At 46.1% G+C, this 18723-nt stretch carries 15 protein-coding genes; 6 read left to right on the top strand and 9 right to left on the bottom strand.

Features of this window, described 5'->3' with window-relative positions; translation table 11 throughout:
* Positions 1 to 48: 48 nt before the first annotated feature.
* Both glyS and glyQ read right to left on the bottom strand, forming a co-directional pair.
* Positions 49 to 2118 (bottom strand): glycine--tRNA ligase subunit beta, encoded by a 2070-nt coding sequence (gene glyS / locus BM607_RS20530; RefSeq protein ID WP_071939875.1) that lies wholly within the window; start codon positions 2116 to 2118, stop codon positions 49 to 51.
* Positions 2119 to 2128: 10 nt separating this feature from the next.
* Entirely contained in the window at positions 2129 to 3034 is a 906-nt protein-coding gene (gene glyQ / locus BM607_RS20525) for a glycine--tRNA ligase subunit alpha (RefSeq protein ID WP_006083814.1), read from the bottom strand.
* A 117-nt stretch (positions 3035 to 3151) separates the two neighbouring features.
* Here glyQ and BM607_RS20520 point away from each other — a divergent pair, with 117 nt between their 5' ends.
* Positions 3152 to 3754, top strand: coding sequence for a DNA-3-methyladenine glycosylase I (locus tag BM607_RS20520; RefSeq protein ID WP_071939876.1), 603 nt, complete (start codon positions 3152 to 3154; stop codon positions 3752 to 3754).
* A gap of 201 nt (positions 3755 to 3955) precedes the next feature.
* Here the strand turns inward: BM607_RS20520 and BM607_RS20515 are convergent, their stop codons facing one another.
* From BM607_RS20515 to fadB, 6 genes are all read right to left on the bottom strand, one after another.
* Entirely contained in the window at positions 3956 to 7144 is a 3189-nt protein-coding gene (locus BM607_RS20515; RefSeq protein WP_071939877.1) for an amidohydrolase family protein, read from the bottom strand.
* 262 nt (positions 7145 to 7406) lie between these two features.
* Positions 7407 to 7853, bottom strand: coding sequence for an MOSC domain-containing protein (locus BM607_RS20510; protein ID WP_006083811.1), 447 nt, complete (start codon positions 7851 to 7853; stop codon positions 7407 to 7409).
* A gap of 48 nt (positions 7854 to 7901) precedes the next feature.
* Positions 7902 to 8147 (bottom strand): sulfurtransferase TusA, encoded by a 246-nt coding sequence (tusA, locus tag BM607_RS20505; protein ID WP_006083810.1) that lies wholly within the window; start codon positions 8145 to 8147, stop codon positions 7902 to 7904.
* Between the two features lie 171 nt (positions 8148 to 8318).
* A complete protein-coding gene (locus tag BM607_RS20500; protein ID WP_006083809.1) occupies positions 8319 to 9482 on the bottom strand; it encodes a diguanylate cyclase in 1164 nt (387 codons plus the stop codon).
* Between the two features lie 243 nt (positions 9483 to 9725).
* The gene (fadA, locus tag BM607_RS20495) at positions 9726 to 10889 is read right to left on the bottom strand and encodes an acetyl-CoA C-acyltransferase FadA (RefSeq protein WP_006083808.1); all 1164 of its coding nucleotides are present in this window, start codon (positions 10887 to 10889) and stop codon (positions 9726 to 9728) included.
* A gap of 22 nt (positions 10890 to 10911) precedes the next feature.
* Entirely contained in the window at positions 10912 to 13062 is a 2151-nt protein-coding gene (gene fadB / locus BM607_RS20490) for a fatty acid oxidation complex subunit alpha FadB (RefSeq protein WP_071939878.1), read from the bottom strand.
* Between the two features lie 490 nt (positions 13063 to 13552).
* On the opposite strand from fadB, the gene pepQ reads away from it, so the two are divergent.
* From pepQ to hemG (BM607_RS20470), 4 genes are all read left to right on the top strand, one after another.
* Positions 13553 to 14875 carry a Xaa-Pro dipeptidase gene (pepQ, locus tag BM607_RS20485; RefSeq protein WP_006084787.1) on the top strand — a complete coding sequence of 441 codons (1323 nt, stop codon included), beginning with the start codon at positions 13553 to 13555 and terminating at the stop codon, positions 14873 to 14875.
* Between the two features lie 27 nt (positions 14876 to 14902).
* Positions 14903 to 15517 carry a YigZ family protein gene (locus BM607_RS20480; protein WP_071939879.1) on the top strand — a complete coding sequence of 205 codons (615 nt, stop codon included), beginning with the start codon at positions 14903 to 14905 and terminating at the stop codon, positions 15515 to 15517.
* A 77-nt stretch (positions 15518 to 15594) separates the two neighbouring features.
* Positions 15595 to 17052, top strand: a complete 1458-nt coding sequence (locus BM607_RS20475) for a TrkH family potassium uptake protein (protein WP_006083804.1) — start codon at positions 15595 to 15597, stop codon at positions 17050 to 17052.
* Positions 17053 to 17054: 2 nt separating this feature from the next.
* The gene (gene hemG / locus BM607_RS20470) at positions 17055 to 17579 is read left to right on the top strand and encodes a menaquinone-dependent protoporphyrinogen IX dehydrogenase (RefSeq protein ID WP_011981997.1); all 525 of its coding nucleotides are present in this window, start codon (positions 17055 to 17057) and stop codon (positions 17577 to 17579) included.
* 63 nt (positions 17580 to 17642) lie between these two features.
* On the opposite strand, the gene BM607_RS20465 is transcribed toward hemG (BM607_RS20470), so the two are convergent.
* Positions 17643 to 17951: a metalloregulator ArsR/SmtB family transcription factor gene (locus tag BM607_RS20465; RefSeq protein WP_006083802.1), complete on the bottom strand. Its 309-nt coding sequence runs from the start codon at positions 17949 to 17951 to the stop codon at positions 17643 to 17645.
* A gap of 200 nt (positions 17952 to 18151) precedes the next feature.
* On the opposite strand from BM607_RS20465, the gene hemG (BM607_RS20460) reads away from it, so the two are divergent.
* Entirely contained in the window at positions 18152 to 18703 is a 552-nt protein-coding gene (gene hemG / locus BM607_RS20460) for a menaquinone-dependent protoporphyrinogen IX dehydrogenase (protein ID WP_071939880.1), read from the top strand.
* Positions 18704 to 18723: the final 20 nt, after the last annotated feature.

Here is an 18723-nt window from a genome sequence, read left to right as displayed (position 1 = left end):
ATTGAGCGCGTTTTTTATAAAGCGGTAATTTAAAAAACGTTAGTATCGTTATTGCAGTAGTGATATATCCGCGACGTGCAGGAACTGCTCGCGTAGATTATTCAACAATGCTAAACGATTGTTTTTCAACGCTTCATCATCTGCCATTACCATCACATCTTCGAAGAACTGATCCACGCTTTCACGTAGGCCAGCTAACAAGGTTAAGGCTTGTTGGTAATCGGCATTGGCAAACAAAGGTGCCAGCAGTGGTTGCAGCTCGTTCAACTTGGCCGCTAATGCTTGTTCTGCGGCTTCGGTTAACAGACTCGCATTGATCGTTGTCGGTAAAGCAGCTTCAACCTTAGCCAGAATGTTCGATACACGTTTGTTCGCTGCCGCAAGTGCACTAGAAGCTTCTAGGCTTCTAAAGTGTGATACCGCATTGATACGGCTGTCAAAATCAGCTGGGCGTGTTGGGCGACGTGCTAGCACGGCTAAGATCACATCAACACCAATGCCTTTATCTTGATACCAAGCGCGGAAGCGTGCCATTAAGAAATCTAACACTTCATCGCTTGCATTGGCGTTGCTTAAGTTAGTGCCATGCAGAGCTTGTGCTTTAGCAATAAGATCAACTAAATCAAGTGGTAGCTTGTTTTCTACTATGATACGTAGCACGCCAATTGCTGCGCGGCGTAGGGCAAAGGGATCGGCAGCACCTTTTGGTGCTTGGCCAATACCAAAGATACCGACTAAAGTATCGAGTTTATCTGCTAATGCGACTGCGCAAGATACACCTGCACTTGGCACAGTGTCACCAGAAAACTTAGGCTTGTATTGCTCTTCCATCGCAACTGCAACGGCTTCGGTTTCACCATCGAGGCGGGCGTAATGCATGCCCATAGTGCCTTGAGTATCGGTAAATTCCATCACCATATTGGTCATCAAATCGGTTTTAGATAACAAACCTGCACGGGCTGCATCAACCGCATTCGCACCAGTTTGCTCGGCAATAAAGGCGGCTAGGGCAGATATACGATTAACTTTGTCTTTTAATGTACCCAGCTGCTGTTGGAACAAGACTGTTTCTAAGCTAGGTAAACGTGATTCCAGCGTGTGTTTTTTATCGGTATTAAAGAAGAATTCGGCGTCGGCAAGACGTGGACGAACGACTTTCTCGTTACCAGAGATAATTTGCGCAGGATCTTTAGATTCTATGTTGGTCACAAAGATAAAGTTTGGCAGTAACTTGCCCGCGTCATCAAAAACTGGGAAGTATTTTTGATCGCCCTTCATGGTGTAGACCAAAGCTTCAGACGGTACGGCTAGGAATTTTTCTTCGAAGCTGGCGGTCAATACCACTGGCCATTCAACCAAAGAGGCGACTTCTTCAAGTAGACTTTCTTCGATATCGGCTGTACCACCAATCTTAGCGGCAGCTTTTTCGGCATCGGCTTTGATCAATGCTTTACGGCTTTCGTAATCGGCGATGACTTTGCCTTTTTCTTTTAGGTCGGCAAGGTAGTGATCAGCATGGGCTAATTCAAACTGCTTGAGTCCCATAAAACGGTGACCGCGAACAGTGCGTGCCGATTTGATACCCAGCAATTCCCCTTCAATCAACTCACTGCCTAACAACATAGTCGCGGTGTGCACAGGGCGAATAAATTGGGTTTTATTATTACCCCAACGCATTGGCTTAGGAATGGGCAATTTATCGAGTGCACGTTGAGCCATAGCAGCGATCAAACTTTTTGTTTCGACGCCTTCAACTTTTGCGTTATGGACTAACCATTCGCCTTTATCTGTAACTAAACGTTCCGCTTGCTCAACAGTAATACCATTACCACGTGCCCAACCTTCGGCGGCTTTAGTTGGCTTACCTTCAGCATCAAAGGCTGAACTCACGGCGGGGCCACGTTTCTCAACTACTTTGTCGGCTTGTGCAAGCGCAAGTTCAGTGACGTTAATCGCCAGACGACGTGGCGCTGCGTACCAAACGGCAGAGCTAAATGCTAAATCGGCTTTGGTGAGTTCTTCGGTAAAGTTAGCTAAAAAGGATTCAGCCAGTTTACGCAGTGACTTAGGTGGTAACTCTTCTGTGCCTAACTCTATGAGTAAGTTTTCAAAATTCATGTTTTTACCTCTACTTACACATTGGGAAGCCAAGCGCTTCGCGTGCCTGATAATAAGATTCAGCGACCGCTTTCGCCATAGTACGAACGCGTAAGATGTAGCGTTGGCGCTCGGTCACTGAAATGGCATGGCGGGCATCGAGTAAGTTGAAGGCGTGCGAGGCTTTCATCACTTGCTCGTAGGCGGGCAGAGGTAAAGGTTTTTCTAGTGACAATAAATGCTGACACATTTTTTCGCACTGATCGAACAGGGTGAACATAAAGTCCACATCGGCGTGTTCGAAGTTATAGGTCGATTGCTCGACTTCGTTTTGATGGAACACATCGCCATAGGTGATGCGACCCAGTGGACCATCGGTCCAAACGAGATCATAAACGCTATCAACACCTTGGATATACATAGCCAGACGCTCTAGGCCATAGGTGATTTCACCTGTGACTGGGCTGCATTCGATGCCGCCAACCTGTTGGAAGTAAGTAAACTGAGTTACTTCCATACCATTAAGCCAGATTTCCCAGCCTAAGCCCCAAGCACCTAGTGTTGGTGATTCCCAGTTATCTTCTACAAAACGGATATCGTGGATTTGCGTATCGATACCCAGCGCTTGCAGTGAGCCTAAATACAGCTCTTGAATATTGTCAGGAGAAGGCTTCAACACGACTTGGAATTGGTAGTAGTGCTGCAGACGGTTAGGGTTTTCACCGTAACGACCGTCCGTAGGGCGGCGCGATGGCTGCACATAGGCACTGCTCATAGGTTCAGGCCCTAGAGAACGTAGGAAAGTTTGTGGGTGGAATGTTCCCGCGCCGACTTCCATATCTAGAGGTTGAACGATTGCACAGCCTTGCTGTGCCCAATATTCCTGCAGGGTGAGAATGAAACCCTGAAATGTTTTTACGTCGTGTTTTGTCGTCATGTCTACTTGTCTACTGCCGTCAGCCTGAATAGAAAATGGGTTCGATTATACCTTGTAGATATCTGCTTATGTAGGTTATTTTTTACCTTCTTAATTAAAACAATAAGGTTATATACCATGGAAGAGATCCGTTGTGGCTGGGTAAGTGATGATCCCTTGTATCGTGAATATCATGACAAAGTGTGGGGGCGGCCAGTTTATGATCCTAAGGAGCTGTTTGCTAAGTTGTGTTTAGACGGTCAACAGGCCGGATTATCTTGGATTACGATCCTGAAGAAACAACAAAACTATGAGCAGGCCTTTGCCAATTTTGAACCAGAAGCGATTGCTGGCTTTGATGAGGCGAAAGTGGAGGAACTTATGTTGAATCCCGGCATAGTGCGCAATCGCTTGAAGGTGAACTCTATTATCAAGAATGCCAAAGGATATTTGGCCTATACTGCCGATGGGAAGGATTTCTCCGCATTCTTATGGAGCTTTGTTGGGGGTAAGCCTATAGTTAATCCGTTTACTGCTATGTCGCAGGTTCCAGCGCAAACGCCAGAATCAGAAGCCATGTCAAAAGCGTTAAAGAAGCTTGGATTTAATTTCGTCGGCCCAACAATTTGTTATGCCTTTATGCAGGCGGTGGGTATGGTGAATGACCACCTTGTAGAGTGTATTTCTTATCAGGCTTGTGTTGATTCCTGTGCCGGTCAGCATCACTGCGAACATCAGTAATCGCTCATCTTGCTGATGTGATGTAGGGCAGTACTCATAGCAATATTCGAGTTCTTGTCCATATACACAATAAACAATGCACAAAATGTAAAAAAGCATGTTCCACGTGGAACATGCTTTTATCTTCATTGGTGATATCTGGTTAAACCAAATAATTAAAACAGAAAATCGACTCTCCCATTCTAGCCTTTAGGATAGAGTTTAGATTTTCTCGAAGAAAAACGGCTTACGTTTTTCCTTATCCCCATTAAGCTCATTCATCGTCTCAGCATTAAAAAGCTTACCGTTGACCATGGTATAAGTGACTTTATCTGTGACGCGAATATCGGCTAATGGATCACCATCAATAACGATTAAGTCTGCGAGCTTACCTTCTTTAATCGAGCCTAGCTGTTGTTCCATACCAAAGGTTGTCGCAGGATTTATGGTGGCCGTTTTCAATACCTCCATATTGCTCATGCCGCCTTGGGCGAACATCCACATTTCCCAATGTGCCGCTAAACCTTCACGCTGACCGTGGGCGCCAATATTAGGGTGGACCCCTAACTTATTGAGCTCGTTAGCGACTTTTGCAACATTGAAATGATTGTAGTGGCCATCTGGTGCATGCGGGCGTCGCATTGATCTCGCCTGCAAGATATCGGCGGGGACATACATGGACAGGCGTGGATGTGCCCATAAATCAGTTTTGTCGTACCAGTAGTTTTCGCCTGAAATACCACCATAGGCGACCACTAAGGTTGGAGTGTAACCGACTTTAGTTTGGCTCCAGAATTGTTTGATGTCGTTATAAATCGCCGCAACTGGCAGAGAGTGCTCAACCGTTGTATGGCCATCGGCGACCATAGTGAGATTGTGTTGCAGCAAACTGCCACCCTCAGGCACGACCATCATTTCGAGTTCACGTGCGGCAGCGATGACTTGCTGCCTCTGGTTACGTCGCGGTTGGTTGTAGCTTTTTACGCTAAACGCCCCGACTTTTTTCAGACGTTCAAGATGAAACTTGGCATCATCGAGGGAGTCTATGTGCGATGTGTAGCCAGGCGCATTGGCACCATACAATATGGTACCAGTAGAGAAAATACGTGGGCCAACTATGTGTCCTGCTTTTTGCTGTTCAGAAGCTGCAAAAATTTCTGTCGTGTCATTTGAGGGATCGTGAATCGTGGTGACACCCAAGGAAAGGCCAGAATACAGCGCCCAGTTCTGTTGTGGCACAATTTCATCATCTGCTTGCGGTCCATGGGCGTGGGCATCGAATAGCCCTGGCATGATCGATTTTCCTTTGATGTCGATGATCTGTGCATCTTTTGGAATCGCGATATTGGCATCACCTACGGCCACAATATGATTGTCTTTGACTATGACCACGCCATTATTAATGACTTGGTCATTTTCCATTGTAATCACTTTGCCACCGATGAAGGCGATTGTTCCACGTGGAACATCGGCCTTTTCGGTAAAGCCTAAATTGATAATACTTGGTTGAGCCTTTTTATCTTTATTGAGATATTGAGTATCAACCTTGGCTTGATAAAGTTCGGGGCCAAGCGTCCAATACAGTTGGTTGCTTTTACTGTTCCAACTGATACTTTCACCGGCGCGGACACTCAATTGACTTACGGGTAAATTGTTAGCATTGGGGCCAATCTCAACGGTTTCACCGTGTTTAGCAAAAGGTGTGACCCAAACCTTAAAGCGTTCAGCGAAGGCGAGTTGCTCACCATCGGGTGAAACCCTAAACTCAGTCGCATGCTTACTGCTGTAATGAACTCGCTTATCGAAGCCATCTAAGTTGATAGATGATAACTGTGGCGTTTCATCTTCGCTGCTATTCATAAAAAAGACGCGATCGGCATTGGCACCAAATTGAGCTTGGTAGCCATCGGCACTGATCTTCTTATTTTGTTTGCCTTTGATATCGACTATATATAGTCCAGGCTCCTGCGACCAAGTTTTAGGTGTGAGGTTACCGCCTTGGGTTTTACGATACACCACAAGTTCACCATCGGGTGAAAAGGTGGGTTCTACGTACTTTCCTGGCTCAGATGTTAGCTGCTTAGGTTTGCCACCTTTGGCACTAATGACTTGCACTGTTCCTTGGTCTTGGTCATTCCAAGTGGTGAAAACAATATTTTTGCCATCGCGGGACCATTGGGGATACAGTTCTTCAATCCCATTATTGAGTTCAGTTAAGCGCGACATTTTTCCATCGGGTAATGATTTTAACCAAATCTTCCCTAGTGCTTCGAAGGCCACTTTACTGCCATCGGGAGAGACCTGCGCCATACGTAGCATTTTGACATCGAAAACATCTTTATCTATATCTTGCTTAAAGCGCACTGAGGGTTGTACTGCTAACTCAGTTTTTACGCTAAAGGGGATATCTGTGAGTGTTTTACTGGCAACATTCAGGCGGTTAATCTTTCCCTTCGCCCAGAAGAAAATATCCTTGTTATCTAGAGTCCAGGCCATTGTCGGGTAAACGCCATGAATCGCCCAAGTCTCTTGCATATCACGGTCTAGTTCGCCAAACAGTTTAGTGGTTTCACCAGACTTGAGGTCGAGCAGGTAGAGTGATGAATTAAAATCATCGCGCTTTATATAGGCGAGCTTAGTGCCATCAGGACTTGGTGTTGGTCGAATTGCGCCACCGGTACCTTCAATCAAAATTTCAATGTCACCGGTTTGGGTATCATAACGTTTGATTTTGTAGATACCGTTAACTGAGTCCTTTGAATAGTGGAATGTTTTGCCTGGCGTATCATCTTGGCTAAAGTAGATATAACGGCCATCGGGCGAGTACGCGGGTTCGCCTAAATCTTTCTGATCATTTGGGCGTTCAGTTAGTTTGACGCCTTCGCCGCCCGCTACGTGGTATAGCCACACTTCACCCGCACCTAAACTGCGGCTGGCGGTAAAATGCTTACGTGCAACAAGATACTGAGAGTCAGGGCTCCAAGCGGGACTGTTTAGCAGCCTGAATGTTTCTTGGGTGACAGTTCGTGGATTGCTACCATCGGCATCCATGATCCAAATGTTATCACCACCATCGCCATCCGAGGTAAATGCGATGTGTTTGCCATCTGGGCTATAGACGGGCTGCATCTGCCAAGCAATGCCTTGGGCTAATGGCTTAGCTTCACCGCCGGTTACTGGAATTTGATAAATGTCGCCGAGCAAGTCGAAGACGATATGCTTGCCATCTGGACTGACACTAAGGTTCATCCAAGTGCCTTCATTAACGTCAATTTTGACTTGCTCTAAGGGGGCATTCGCTGGAGCATTAACATTCCATTCGGCCTCCTTCGTTTCTGCTGCGTTAACGGCAAGGGTATTCATACCTAGAGCGAGGGCGATATAAAGCGGGGTAAGTTTAGATTTCAACATGTCACTTCCTGTTATCGTTCTTATGGACTGCTTGAGTGGTATTAATATTAAGATGAACTTTTGTTAATACTCAGTCTAGTTATCGCATAAATAGATAAGAAGGAACACGTAAATACTGTTTCAATTGATGACCGAGCGAAGGATAAGTAATGGCGATATGGATAAGAGAGTTGGTATAGCAGAAATAGAACCAAGTTACTTGGTTCTATTTACAGAGCAGTATGGAGAATTAATTAAGAGAGCCGACTAGCTTTGAATAAAATTAGCTCGGATTCACCAGAGTGATCTCATCGCCTAAGTGGATCATGGCATCATTTAATACTCGGCAGGTTACACCGCCTCGCCAATCTGGCGTGAGCGCGGCCTCTAAACCGACATGTGCTATTTCCATTTTTTTACAGGGGTCGGTCTCACCCGTTATTTCAAGTCGCAACTCGCCGATCTGTAAATGTTTACCAACATCGGCACTGCTAAATACGAGATCATCAACGAGCAGATTTGCTCTGCGAGTCGTCCAAGGTAAATCTGACTCGATACTATGGCAGGCCTGTTGCCACTGAATTTTAGAAAGCACAGTGACTTGGCGTTTGCCTGGGCGACCAAACACATCTTTCTCTACGCCACTGAGTTGGGTGACATTGGCACAGAGAACTTCATTCATTGGGCCGCGTTTTACAGTTTTATAGGCAATCGCCAGCAGTTTTGGCATAGTTTCTCACATCCTTTGTTTTATGATTAAGTCGTTAACGGATACGACTTAAAGTCCTTTTTTGATCAAATATTGATATGGCGTTTGCGTAGTTTCACTGGCAATTAAGGTGTGATCCATAAACTCACAAAAGCTTGGAATATCGCGCGTCGTTGCAGGGTCATCGGCAATGATCAGCAGTGTCTCGCCGGCAGCCATTTGTCTTACGGTTTTACGCACCATCATAACAGGCTCTGGGCAGCGTAAACCAAGAGCATCGAGTCTATGCTGTGCGGTTGAGAAAGCGTCGTTCATATTACCTCTACTGAACGGTTAAGCAGAATTAGCTAATGTTACTCCAGCCCCCATGATAAACCAAGTTGGCGGTTTCAATTTGTGATCTGGTTTCATTGAGATGTTCTATCAATACGAATGTTAGATATTTAATGTTCCACGTGGAACATTGATGACGAATGGGTTTAAAAATTACTCGACGGCTTTATCAACGCTTTGAGATTGAGAGATTGAATGGACATCAGCGGTACTATTCTCAGGTGCTAAATCATTTGCTGCCGCCATAGTTTGTTGCTGCTGTTTGGACGCACGTTTGTAGCTATACATTCGCTGATCGGCTTTATGAATTAAGCTATTGGCTTCTTCGTATTCGTAGGGCCCTGTATCAATAATGCCAAAGCTTAAGGAAATATTGTTTAAACTGAGTTTTATTTTTTGATTGAATCGAGTGATGAAATTATCCCGAGCTTGTTCTTCACGGCAGTTAGGCATGATGATACAGAACTCATCTCCACCATATCGAAAGCAATGATCCTCGGCACGAGTGATTTCTTTAATGGCTTTTGCTACAGCGCGCAGTACTTCATCCCCAGATCTATGGCCTTGGGTGTCGTTGAATGACTTAAAATCATCTACGTCTAAGTAGATCACGCTTACGGGTTCGGCACGCCTTTGGGCGGCCCTGAGTATGCGCGTTGCCGTTTCTTGTAAATGCCTAACGTTGAGCAGGCCTGTTAAGGGATCGGTTTGCGACAGTTCTTCTAACTGCTGTGTCCGCTCTTTGACTTTGCTTTCCATGCTTTGGGCATATTTTTCGGCTTTATCCTTAGCGTTCTCAATCTCGGATACTAAGCTGCGAATATAAGTATCGAATACTAACGTGACATCAAACAGCACCAGTTTATCAATCGCGACACGGATACATTCGCCTTGATGTGTATCTTGCACTGAACAGTTGATCACGGCGTAGATAAGCTCTTTCAGTGTGTGTACCGCAGACAGGTAAAGCTTAGGCTCAACACCAATGCGTTTATGGACCAACCCAATCCGCAGGCGATTGTTTACGTACTCAAGATCATAAACACCATTAAATAAATCGAGCACATATCTTCTCTGTGCGGTACGTAAGCGGGCAAGGGTGTCTGAGTCTCCGATCAGCAGCGCAATTTCTGACACGCTGGTTTGTAAGCCATAAAAGTCATCGACGATTTTATCGATGTTTTCTTCAATGATGGGCTTAAAGGATTGCAGGGCCTTTACGTCCGCCCCAGTAAAAGAGAAGAGCGCCTTACGAGACTCGATCTCCAGCTCAGTAATCCGCATTTGTTCGAAAAGGGTCTGTTCCGTTTGTAGCATCAGGCATTCCTCTTGTAAAACAACGAATTGCATCCTTGCACTACACTGTCTAGATTTGGCTGATGATTGCTTGCCTGTTGTCGTCCACAATAGCCAGTGATGCCCTTGTAGTTAAGTTGATAACGGACTGATTTTCAAATGAACAGCAGAAGAAATGAGAAATATTAATATTTACGCTGGCAGAAAATTTGGCATAAAAAAGCCGGAACAAGTTCCGGCTTTGACCATTATTCGAGTAACGAATTAAACGCGTTCAAACACGGTTGCGATACCTTGGCCTAAACCAATACACATGGTCGCTAAACCTAAGGTCGCGTCTTTGTCTTCCATTAAGTTGATCAGCGTCGTAGAGATACGAGCGCCTGAACAACCCAGTGGGTGACCTAGTGCAATTGCGCCGCCGTTGAGGTTGATTTTGTCATCAACCACATCTGCTAAACCTAAATCTTTCACACAAGGTAAAGACTGAGCAGCAAACGCTTCGTTAAGTTCAATCACATCTAAATCGGCAACGGTAATACCGGCACGAGCCAGTGCTTTTTGCGTGGCTGGCACTGGGCCGTAACCCATAATAGCCGCGTCACAACCTGCAACCGCCATTGAGCGAATGCGTGCACGAATTGGCAAGCCAAGTGCGCGCGCTTTAGATTCTTCCATGATCAACATGGCTGAGGCGCCATCAGACAGTGCAGAAGAAGTACCAGCAGTCACAGTACCGTTTACTGGATCAAATACGGGACGCAGTGCAGCCAAAGATTCCATGGTAGTTTCTGGGCGGATCACTTCGTCTTGCAGGACTTTAATTAAGGCGCCGTTAGCATCGTGACCTTCAATGCCATAGATTTCTTTGGCAAAGCGGCCTTCAACCGTCGCAGCATAAGCGCGTTGGTGTGAACGTACCGCAAAAGCATCTTGCTGTTCACGGGTAATACCGTGCAGTTTACCCAGCATTTCAGCCGTTAAACCCATCATGCCAGAGGCTTTTGCCACGTTGTTAGCAAGACCTGGGTGGAAGTCGACACCATGGCTCATTGGCACGTGGCCCATGTGTTCTACGCCACCAATAATAAAGGTGTCGCCCATGCCAGTCATAATCGCCCGCGCCGCTTGATGAATAGCATCCATTGATGAACCACATAGGCGGTTAACCGTCACAGCACCTGCGGTCTTTGGAATGCCCGCTAATAGCGAAGCGTTACGGGCGATGTTGAAGCCTTGTTCTAGGGTTTGTTGCACACAACCCCAAATCACGTCTTCAATCAGGTTTGGGTCGAGTTGCGGGTTACGCAGCAACAGACCTTTCATTAGTTCGGCAGACAAAGTTTCTGCACGTACATTACGAAATACGCCAGCCTTTGAGCGGCCCATCGGAGTACGGATGCAGTCTACGATAACAGCTTGTTTCATGATTAAATTCCTTTCCCGCTAATTAGGCTTGGTAGTAGTTACCGTTATTGGCTGCTAATGTGCGCATCGCATCTGTGACTTGATACAGACCGCCCAAGTGAGCGTATTTGTCTGCTAAGGCCACAAAGTTTGCGACACCCATGGTATCCAAGTAACGGAACACGCCGCCTCTGAATGGCGGGAATCCTAAGCCATAAACTAGGCCCATATCCGCTTCGGCAGGCGATGCGACAATACCTTCTTCTAAACAGCGCACGGTTTCGATGATCATAGGGATCATAGTACGGGCAATAATGTCATCGGCTTCGAAGGCTTTTAACTCGCCAAAGGCATCTTTCAATAGGCCGTAGCTTGTTGGATCGACATCTTTCTTCGGCTTGCCACGGCTATCGACTGAATAGACATAGAAACCTTTACCATTTTTCTGGCCAAGACGTTTGTTCTCAAACATCACATCAATCGCGTCAGTGCCTGATTTACCCATGCGATCAGGGAAACCTTCAGCCATAACAGCTTGGGCGTGATGACCTGTGTCTAAACCGACTACGTCGAGCAGGTAAGCTGGACCCATTGGCCAACCGAATTGTTTTTCCATCACTTTGTCGATTGCAGCAAAGTCGCAACCTTCGGCAAGTAAGCCGTTAAAGCCTGCAAAGTAAGGGAAGAGTACGCGGTTAACGAAGAAGCCTGGGCAATCATTAACAACGATTGGGGTCTTGCCCATTTTGCTGGCATAAGCCACAACAGAGGCGATGGTTTCTTCAGAGCTATGCTCGCCACGGATAACTTCGACCAAAGGCATTTTGTGCACTGGGTTGAAGAAATGCATACCGCAGAAACGTTCAGGTTTCTTCATGCTCTTAGCGAGCAAGTTGATTGAAATTGTTGAAGTGTTTGACGCGATAATTGCATCTTCACTCACATAGCCTTCAACTTCGGCTAAAACCTGTGCTTTGATTTTTGGATGTTCAACAACGGCTTCAACGACGACATCACTGTGTTTAATCGCGGCATAATCTAATGAAGGCGTGATGTTGTTCAGCACTTTGGCCATTTTTTCTGGCGTTGAACGGCCACGGGCGACTTGGGCAGACAGCAGTTTAGCGGCTTCATTGAGGCCTAAATCTAATGCTGGCTGGGCAATGTCTTTCATGACAATCGGTGTGCCTTTGCTAGCGCTTTGGTAAGCGATACCGCCGCCCATAATGCCTGCGCCTAATACGGCCGCGTTGTTGACTTCTTTCGCTAACTTGCCGGCTTTCTTCGCTTTACCTTTAACAAATTGATCATTAAGGAAAATACCGATAAGTGCCTTAGCAACGTCGGTTTTAGCCAGCTTGATAAAGGCTTGATGTTCGATTTGTAATGCTTCAGCACGACCTTTAGTCGATGCTTGCTCAATTACGCTTACAGCAGCCATTGGTGCAGGGTAGTGTTTACCCGCAACCGCAAACACCATGCCTTTGGCTGTGGTGAATGACATCATAGCTTCAAGTTTTGGCAGTGTTAGCGCAGACAGTTTACGGTTACGACGTGCTTGCCAATCCAGCTTTTCAGCAACAGCATCTTTGAGCATTTGAATCGCAGCAGCTTCTAACGCTTGTGGTGCAACCACGGCATCAACAGCGCCGACTTTCAGTGCATCTTCAGCGCGTTGGTCTTTACCGGTCGTGATCCACTCAAGTGCGTTATCTGCACCAATCACACGTGGCAGACGAACTGTGCCGCCAAAACCTGGGATGATGCCGAGTTTAGTTTCGGGTAAACCGATTTTGGCTGTGGTGTCTGCGATACGGAAATCGGTTGCCAGAATGGTTTCACAGCCGCCACCTAAGGCAAAGCCTTTGATTGCTGATGCGGTTGGGAAAGGCAAGTCTTCGAGTTTGTTGAAGACTGCGTTGGCTTGTTCAACCCAAGAGAGCAATACGGCGTCATCTTGTGCGAACAGGCCTAAAAATTCGGTAATGTCGGCGCCCACAATAAAGGTATCTTTACTTGAGGTCAGCACTAACGCTTTGATATTGGAATCTTGCTTGATGCTGTCTAATGCCGCATCGAGCGAGGCGAGGGTTTCTCTGTCGAATTTGTTCACCGAACCGGGTGCGTTAAAGCACAGCTTGGCAATATTATCCTCGAGTAACTCAACCTGAATTGTAGGACTTTGGTAGATCATTGCTTGCTTCCTTTTGGCTTAAAAGTGATACCCACCATTATGTGTTGGTGCTAGTACGACTCTCTATCTCACAGCAGCTTCGGCCATCATTTGACCAGTTGTGTGCCAGTGTGCTTCGAAATTCGATAAATTACAACACCCAATTTAAACGACTGTTTAATTTCTTGTCGGCTAGAGTGATTTTTCACCTTTGTGATACACTGCACAGAGTGTAGAACACCTAGAATGCGTTAAATCACTTTGCGGATAAATAGGTCTTTGTGGCTGTTTACCTTAGACGTTTAAACGTTGCAGCCATGCTAGGGTTGAACATAACTCTTAAAGATAATCATGACGTTATCGCTTTAATGTTCTTTGTTCAGCGGCCATGTATTTTAGATTGAGTGACAGTTTAGTGTTTTGATTGAATCTGTTGTTCATGATCAGATTAAGAATATGTGAGCAAATTCGGCTCATATTATTAACTTTTATTCATTGCAGGAGATGACAAATGGATCAGTTGGCTCATCACTATCGTGCCCATATTGCCGAGTTAAACCGTCGAGTCGCAGAGATTTTGTCTCGAGAAGCCTTGTCTGGTTTAGTGATCCATTCGGGTCAGCCGCATCGGATGTTTTTGGATGATATCAATTATCCCTTTAAGGCAAACCCGCACTTCAAGGCATGGTTGCCTGTGTTGGATAATCCGAATTGTTGGTTAGTGGTCAACGGCCGTGATAAGCCGCAGCTGATTTTTTATCGTCCTGTGGATTTTTGGCACAAAGTGTCTGATGTACCTGATATGTTTTGGACTGAGTATTTCGATATTAAGCTGCTGACCAAGGCTGATAAGGTCGCTGAGTTTTTACCGACAGATATCGCTAATTGGGCCTATTTAGGTGAGCATTTAGATGTGGCCGAAGTGCTGGGTTTTACCAGTCGTAATCCCGATGCTGTGATGAGTTATCTGCATTACCACAGAACGACTAAAACCGAATATGAGTTGGAATGTATGCGCCGCGCGAATCAAATTGCGGTGCAGGGACATTTGGCGGCTAAAAATGCCTTTTATAATGGTGCGAGCGAGTTCGAAATCCAGCAGCACTATTTATCTGCAGTTGGCCAGAGCGAGAATGAGGTGCCCTATGGCAATATCATTGCCCTTAACCAAAATGCGGCGATTTTGCATTACACCGCACTTGAACACCAAAGCCCTGCGAAACGTTTGTCATTTCTTATCGATGCCGGCGCGAGTTACTTTGGCTATGCCTCTGATATCACCAGAACTTATGCATTCGAGAAGAATCGTTTCGATGAATTGATCACTGCGATGAACAAGGCGCAGCTAGAGCTTATCGACATGATGCGTCCGGGTGTGCGTTATCCCGATTTACACTTGGCCACCCATGCTAAAGTCGCGCAAATGCTATTGGATTTTGATTTAGCCACAGGTGATGTCCAAGGTTTGATCGATCAAGGCATAACCAGTGCTTTCTTCCCCCATGGCTTAGGTCACATGTTAGGCCTACAAGTGCATGATGTTGGCGGCTTTTCCCACGATGAACGCGGTACTCATATCGCGGCGCCAGAGGCCCATCCATTCCTACGTTGCACCCGCATTTTAGCGCCAAACCAAGTGCTGACCATGGAACCTGGGTTATACATTATCGATACTCTGCTCAATGAGCTTAAACAAGATAGTCGTGGCCAACAGATCAACTGGCAAACGGTTGATGAGTTAAGACCTTTTGGCGGTATTCGCATCGAAGATAACGTCATAGTGCATCAAGATAGAAACGAGAACATGACCCGTGAACTCGGCTTGACCGATTGATCATAGGGTAAAGATTAGGGCGGATGTGTGCTCGAAAGTTATAGCGTTCCCTGTGAAGATATCGTGATTGAAGAAGAGATAAAGCATAGCCGCTTTATCTCTTTTCTCTTTCATTGCGATAGCTTCGATAAATTTAAGTTAGTACTCACTGACATAAAGCGTGACTATCCCGGCGCAAGCCATTATTGCTCTGCTTTTGTGGCTGGCGCACCGGATGATAGTGTCTTAATTGGTTCGAGTGATGACGGCGAACCTGCCGGCAGTGCTGGTCGCCCTATGTTAGCTGTGTTGCAAGGGGCGAATATCGGCGAAGTGGGCGCTGTTGTGGTGCGTTATTATGGCGGCACTAAGCTAGGCGTAGGTGGACTGGTTCGGGCTTATACGTCGGGCTTAAGGCAAGGTTTGGTTCAATTGCCGACGCGACTAAAACAATTACGTTATCCCGCCAAGTTGCATTGTGATTATGCGCAGCTGCGCGATGTTGAGCATCTATTACAGCAAGTCGATGCCGTGATAATCGATAAGCAATTTGCTGAAGCGGTCGATATTGTGTTCGAGATAGGCAGGCAGCAACAGGCATTACTGTGTGAGTCGCTGGCGACGCTCAGTCAGGGAAGTTTGAGGCCTGAGTTTGAGCTGTGATGCCTGCGTAAATTATGCCAAAATAGCCCAAATGCTGAAAATACCTTTGCAGCCAATGGAATGATTGAACTCGCTTAATGCAATATAAAACCATAATACGAATCATAGGCCTGCTGATTGGTTTATTTTCAATCACTATGCTGCCACCGGCACTGATCGCTGTTTGGTATAACGATGGCGGCGGCACGGCGTTTATGCAGGCATTTTTTGTCAGCCTATTTATTGGTTTCTGGCTCTGGTATCCCAATCGCCACTGTAAAGAAGAATTGCGTACCCGAGAGGGTTTCTTGATTGTGGTCCTGTTCTGGACCGTACTGGGTTCTATCGGTGCTTTACCGTTTATCTTCTCGAGTCAACCCGACCTTAGCTGGACCGATAGTTTCTTCGAATCTTTCTCTGCGTTAACCACCACCGGAGCCACAGTGATTGTCGGGCTCGACTTCTTACCTAAAGCCATTCTGTTTTATCGCCATATGCTGCAATGGCTCGGCGGTATGGGGATTATTGTGCTCGCCGTGGCGATTTTACCTGTGCTTGGCGTAGGGGGAATGCAGCTCTATCGCGCTGAAATTCCGGGCCCAGTGAAAGACAGTAAGATGACCCCGCGGATCGCCGAAACCGCTAAGGCACTGTGGTATATCTATTTACTGTTAACTATTTCCTGTGCGACCGCCTATTGGCTGGCGGGCATGAGTGTGTTCGATGCGGTTTGCCATTCATTTTCAACTATCGCTATCGGCGGTTTTTCGACCCACGATGCTAGCATGGGGTATTTCGATAGCTCAGTGATTAACCTTATTTGTGTGTTCTTTTTAATCGTTTCTGCGGTTAACTTTAGCGTGCATTTTGCGGCATTTTCGCGGCGAGGGATTAACGTTAGAGTCTATTTTAAAGATGCCGAATTTAAGATGCTGGTGGCGATTCAACTCATTCTTACCGCGATTTGTTTCCTCACGCTTTATCATTCGGGCATTTATGATTCGCCGGAAGAAACCTTAGATCATGCCTTATTTCAGGCGGTTTCCGTGGCCACTACCGCAGGGTTTGGTACTGAAAGTTTCCACATGTGGCCGTTGTTTTTACCTATTCTATTGATATTTTCGAGCTTTATCGGTGGCTGTGGTGGCTCAACTGCGGGGGGGATTAAAGTGATTCGGGTCATTTTGCTGCTGTTACAGGGCTCGCGTGAATTAAAGCGACTGGTTCATCCTAAGGCGATGTTCTCTATCCGTATCGGTTCTAAAGCCTTGCCCGATCGCGTTGTCGATGCCGTGTGGGGATTCTTCTCTGCCTATGCGCTGGTGTTTGTGATCTGTATGCTTGCACTCATGGCTATGGGATTAGATGATATTACTGCCTTTAGTGCCACCGCAGCTTGCTTAAACAACCTAGGCCCAGGCTTAGGCGCGGTAGCCAGTAACTACGCCAGTATTGGCGATGGTGCCAAATGGGTATTGGTCGCGGCTATGCTGTTTGGTCGCCTCGAAGTATTTACCTTACTGATTTTGTTTACGCCAACTTTTTGGAAGAATTAATCATGCAGACGTTAATAATCTATTCGACGATTGATGGCCAAACATTGGCAATTTGCCAAAAAATGAAGACGATTGCAGAGCAGGCGGGAGAGCAGGTTTCGCTGGTCACATTAGAGCAGGCTGATGCGTTGAGCTTAGCTGATTTTGATAAAGTGCTGATCGGCGCCAGTATTCGTTATGGTAAGCATAGACCTGAACTTTACCAGTTTGTGAACCGCCACCATGCGGTGCTCGATACTAAGATTAATGGCTTTTTTACCGTTAACGTCGTGGCGCGCAAACCCTTAAAGAATACGCCTGAAACCAATCCTTATATGCAAAAGTTTCTGCAGCTTTCACTGTGGCAACCTCAGCAGTTAGAAGTGTTTGCGGGCAAGATTGATTATCCTAAATACGGTTTCTTCGATCGCACTATGATTCGTTTCATTATGTGGATGACTAAAGGGCCAACCGATATCACAGGCACCTTTGAGTTTACCGATTGGGAAAAAGTCGACGCCTTCGGTAACCGCTTTAGCCAACACTAAAAACCATTAAGCCCTAATCACTTGCAAGCGATTAGGGCTTAAATTTAAGCTAGCTTTACCGTGTTACACTGCGCAGTAGCGGCTATGCAGAATCGAAATCACTTGGGTGACTTGTTCGTTCTTGAGCTTGTAGTAAACAATTTGCGAGCTCTTACGGGTATCCACCAGATCTTCAGCGCGTAATACGGCTAAATGCTGGGATAGTGCCGACTGGCTTAATGGCACAGTGGCATTGAGTTCAGTTACGCTCAACTCTTTGTCTAGTAATAGGCATAAAATCATTAGGCGATAAGGGTTCGCTATGGCCTTAAGCCATTTAGCCGCACTTTCCGCATTAGTTACCATTGCAGCTACATCTATGTCATTTTGCATAAGGTCACTCACTTCATCGCTTTTGATTAGATAATTCTAATTGAACACCTGTGTTTACGCAATCATACTGCTCAGCCATGCAGATCTCAATTTTTGCATCTCAGAATATGAGATACGGCTGATTTGTGATCCTATCAGAGGTTTATTTAACGTAATCTTGCCACAATGGTGACATTAACTCAGTGGATCGGTAATTCCCTATGACACGCGTTCTCGTACTTTATTTTACCCGTGGTGGCCACACAGGCAAGATTGCCAATGCAATTGCCGACCAATTAACCTTTCGTGGCGCTAAGGTCGACCTTGTCGATATCAATAGTGCTGCCGCGACTTGTATCAATTGGCCCGATTACGAGGTCGTCGCCTTAGGTGCCTGTGTACTCTATGGCACCTATGATAAAAGTGTGTTCAAGTTTATCGAGCAGCATGCAGAGGCTTTGGGTGCATTGCCAAACAGTTTCTTCTGCGTCAACGTGGTGGCGAGAAATCCAGAAAAACGTATTCCTGAGAATAATAAATATCTGCAAAAGTTCATCGCCTTATCGCCGTGGACGCCAGCCGATCTTAAAATTATTGCGGGGAAAGTGGATTATCCTTCATGGCCTTGGTACGACAGGTGGATGATCCAGTTGATTATGAAGATGACCAAAGGCCCAACCGATCCTAAGTCGGTTATCGATTACACCGACTGGGCAGATGTGAAGATCTATGCCGATCATCTGTTGGAATTAGCTGACGTTACCGCTATTTAGGACGAGTCAGGCTTAATAAA

It is taken from the genome of Shewanella sp. SACH, from assembly GCF_001887095.2.
Taxonomy (GTDB): Bacteria; Pseudomonadota; Gammaproteobacteria; order Enterobacterales; family Shewanellaceae; genus Shewanella; species Shewanella baltica.
The sequence above is the reverse complement of the archived record's forward strand: the minus strand, read 5'-3'. Positions and strand labels throughout refer to the sequence as shown.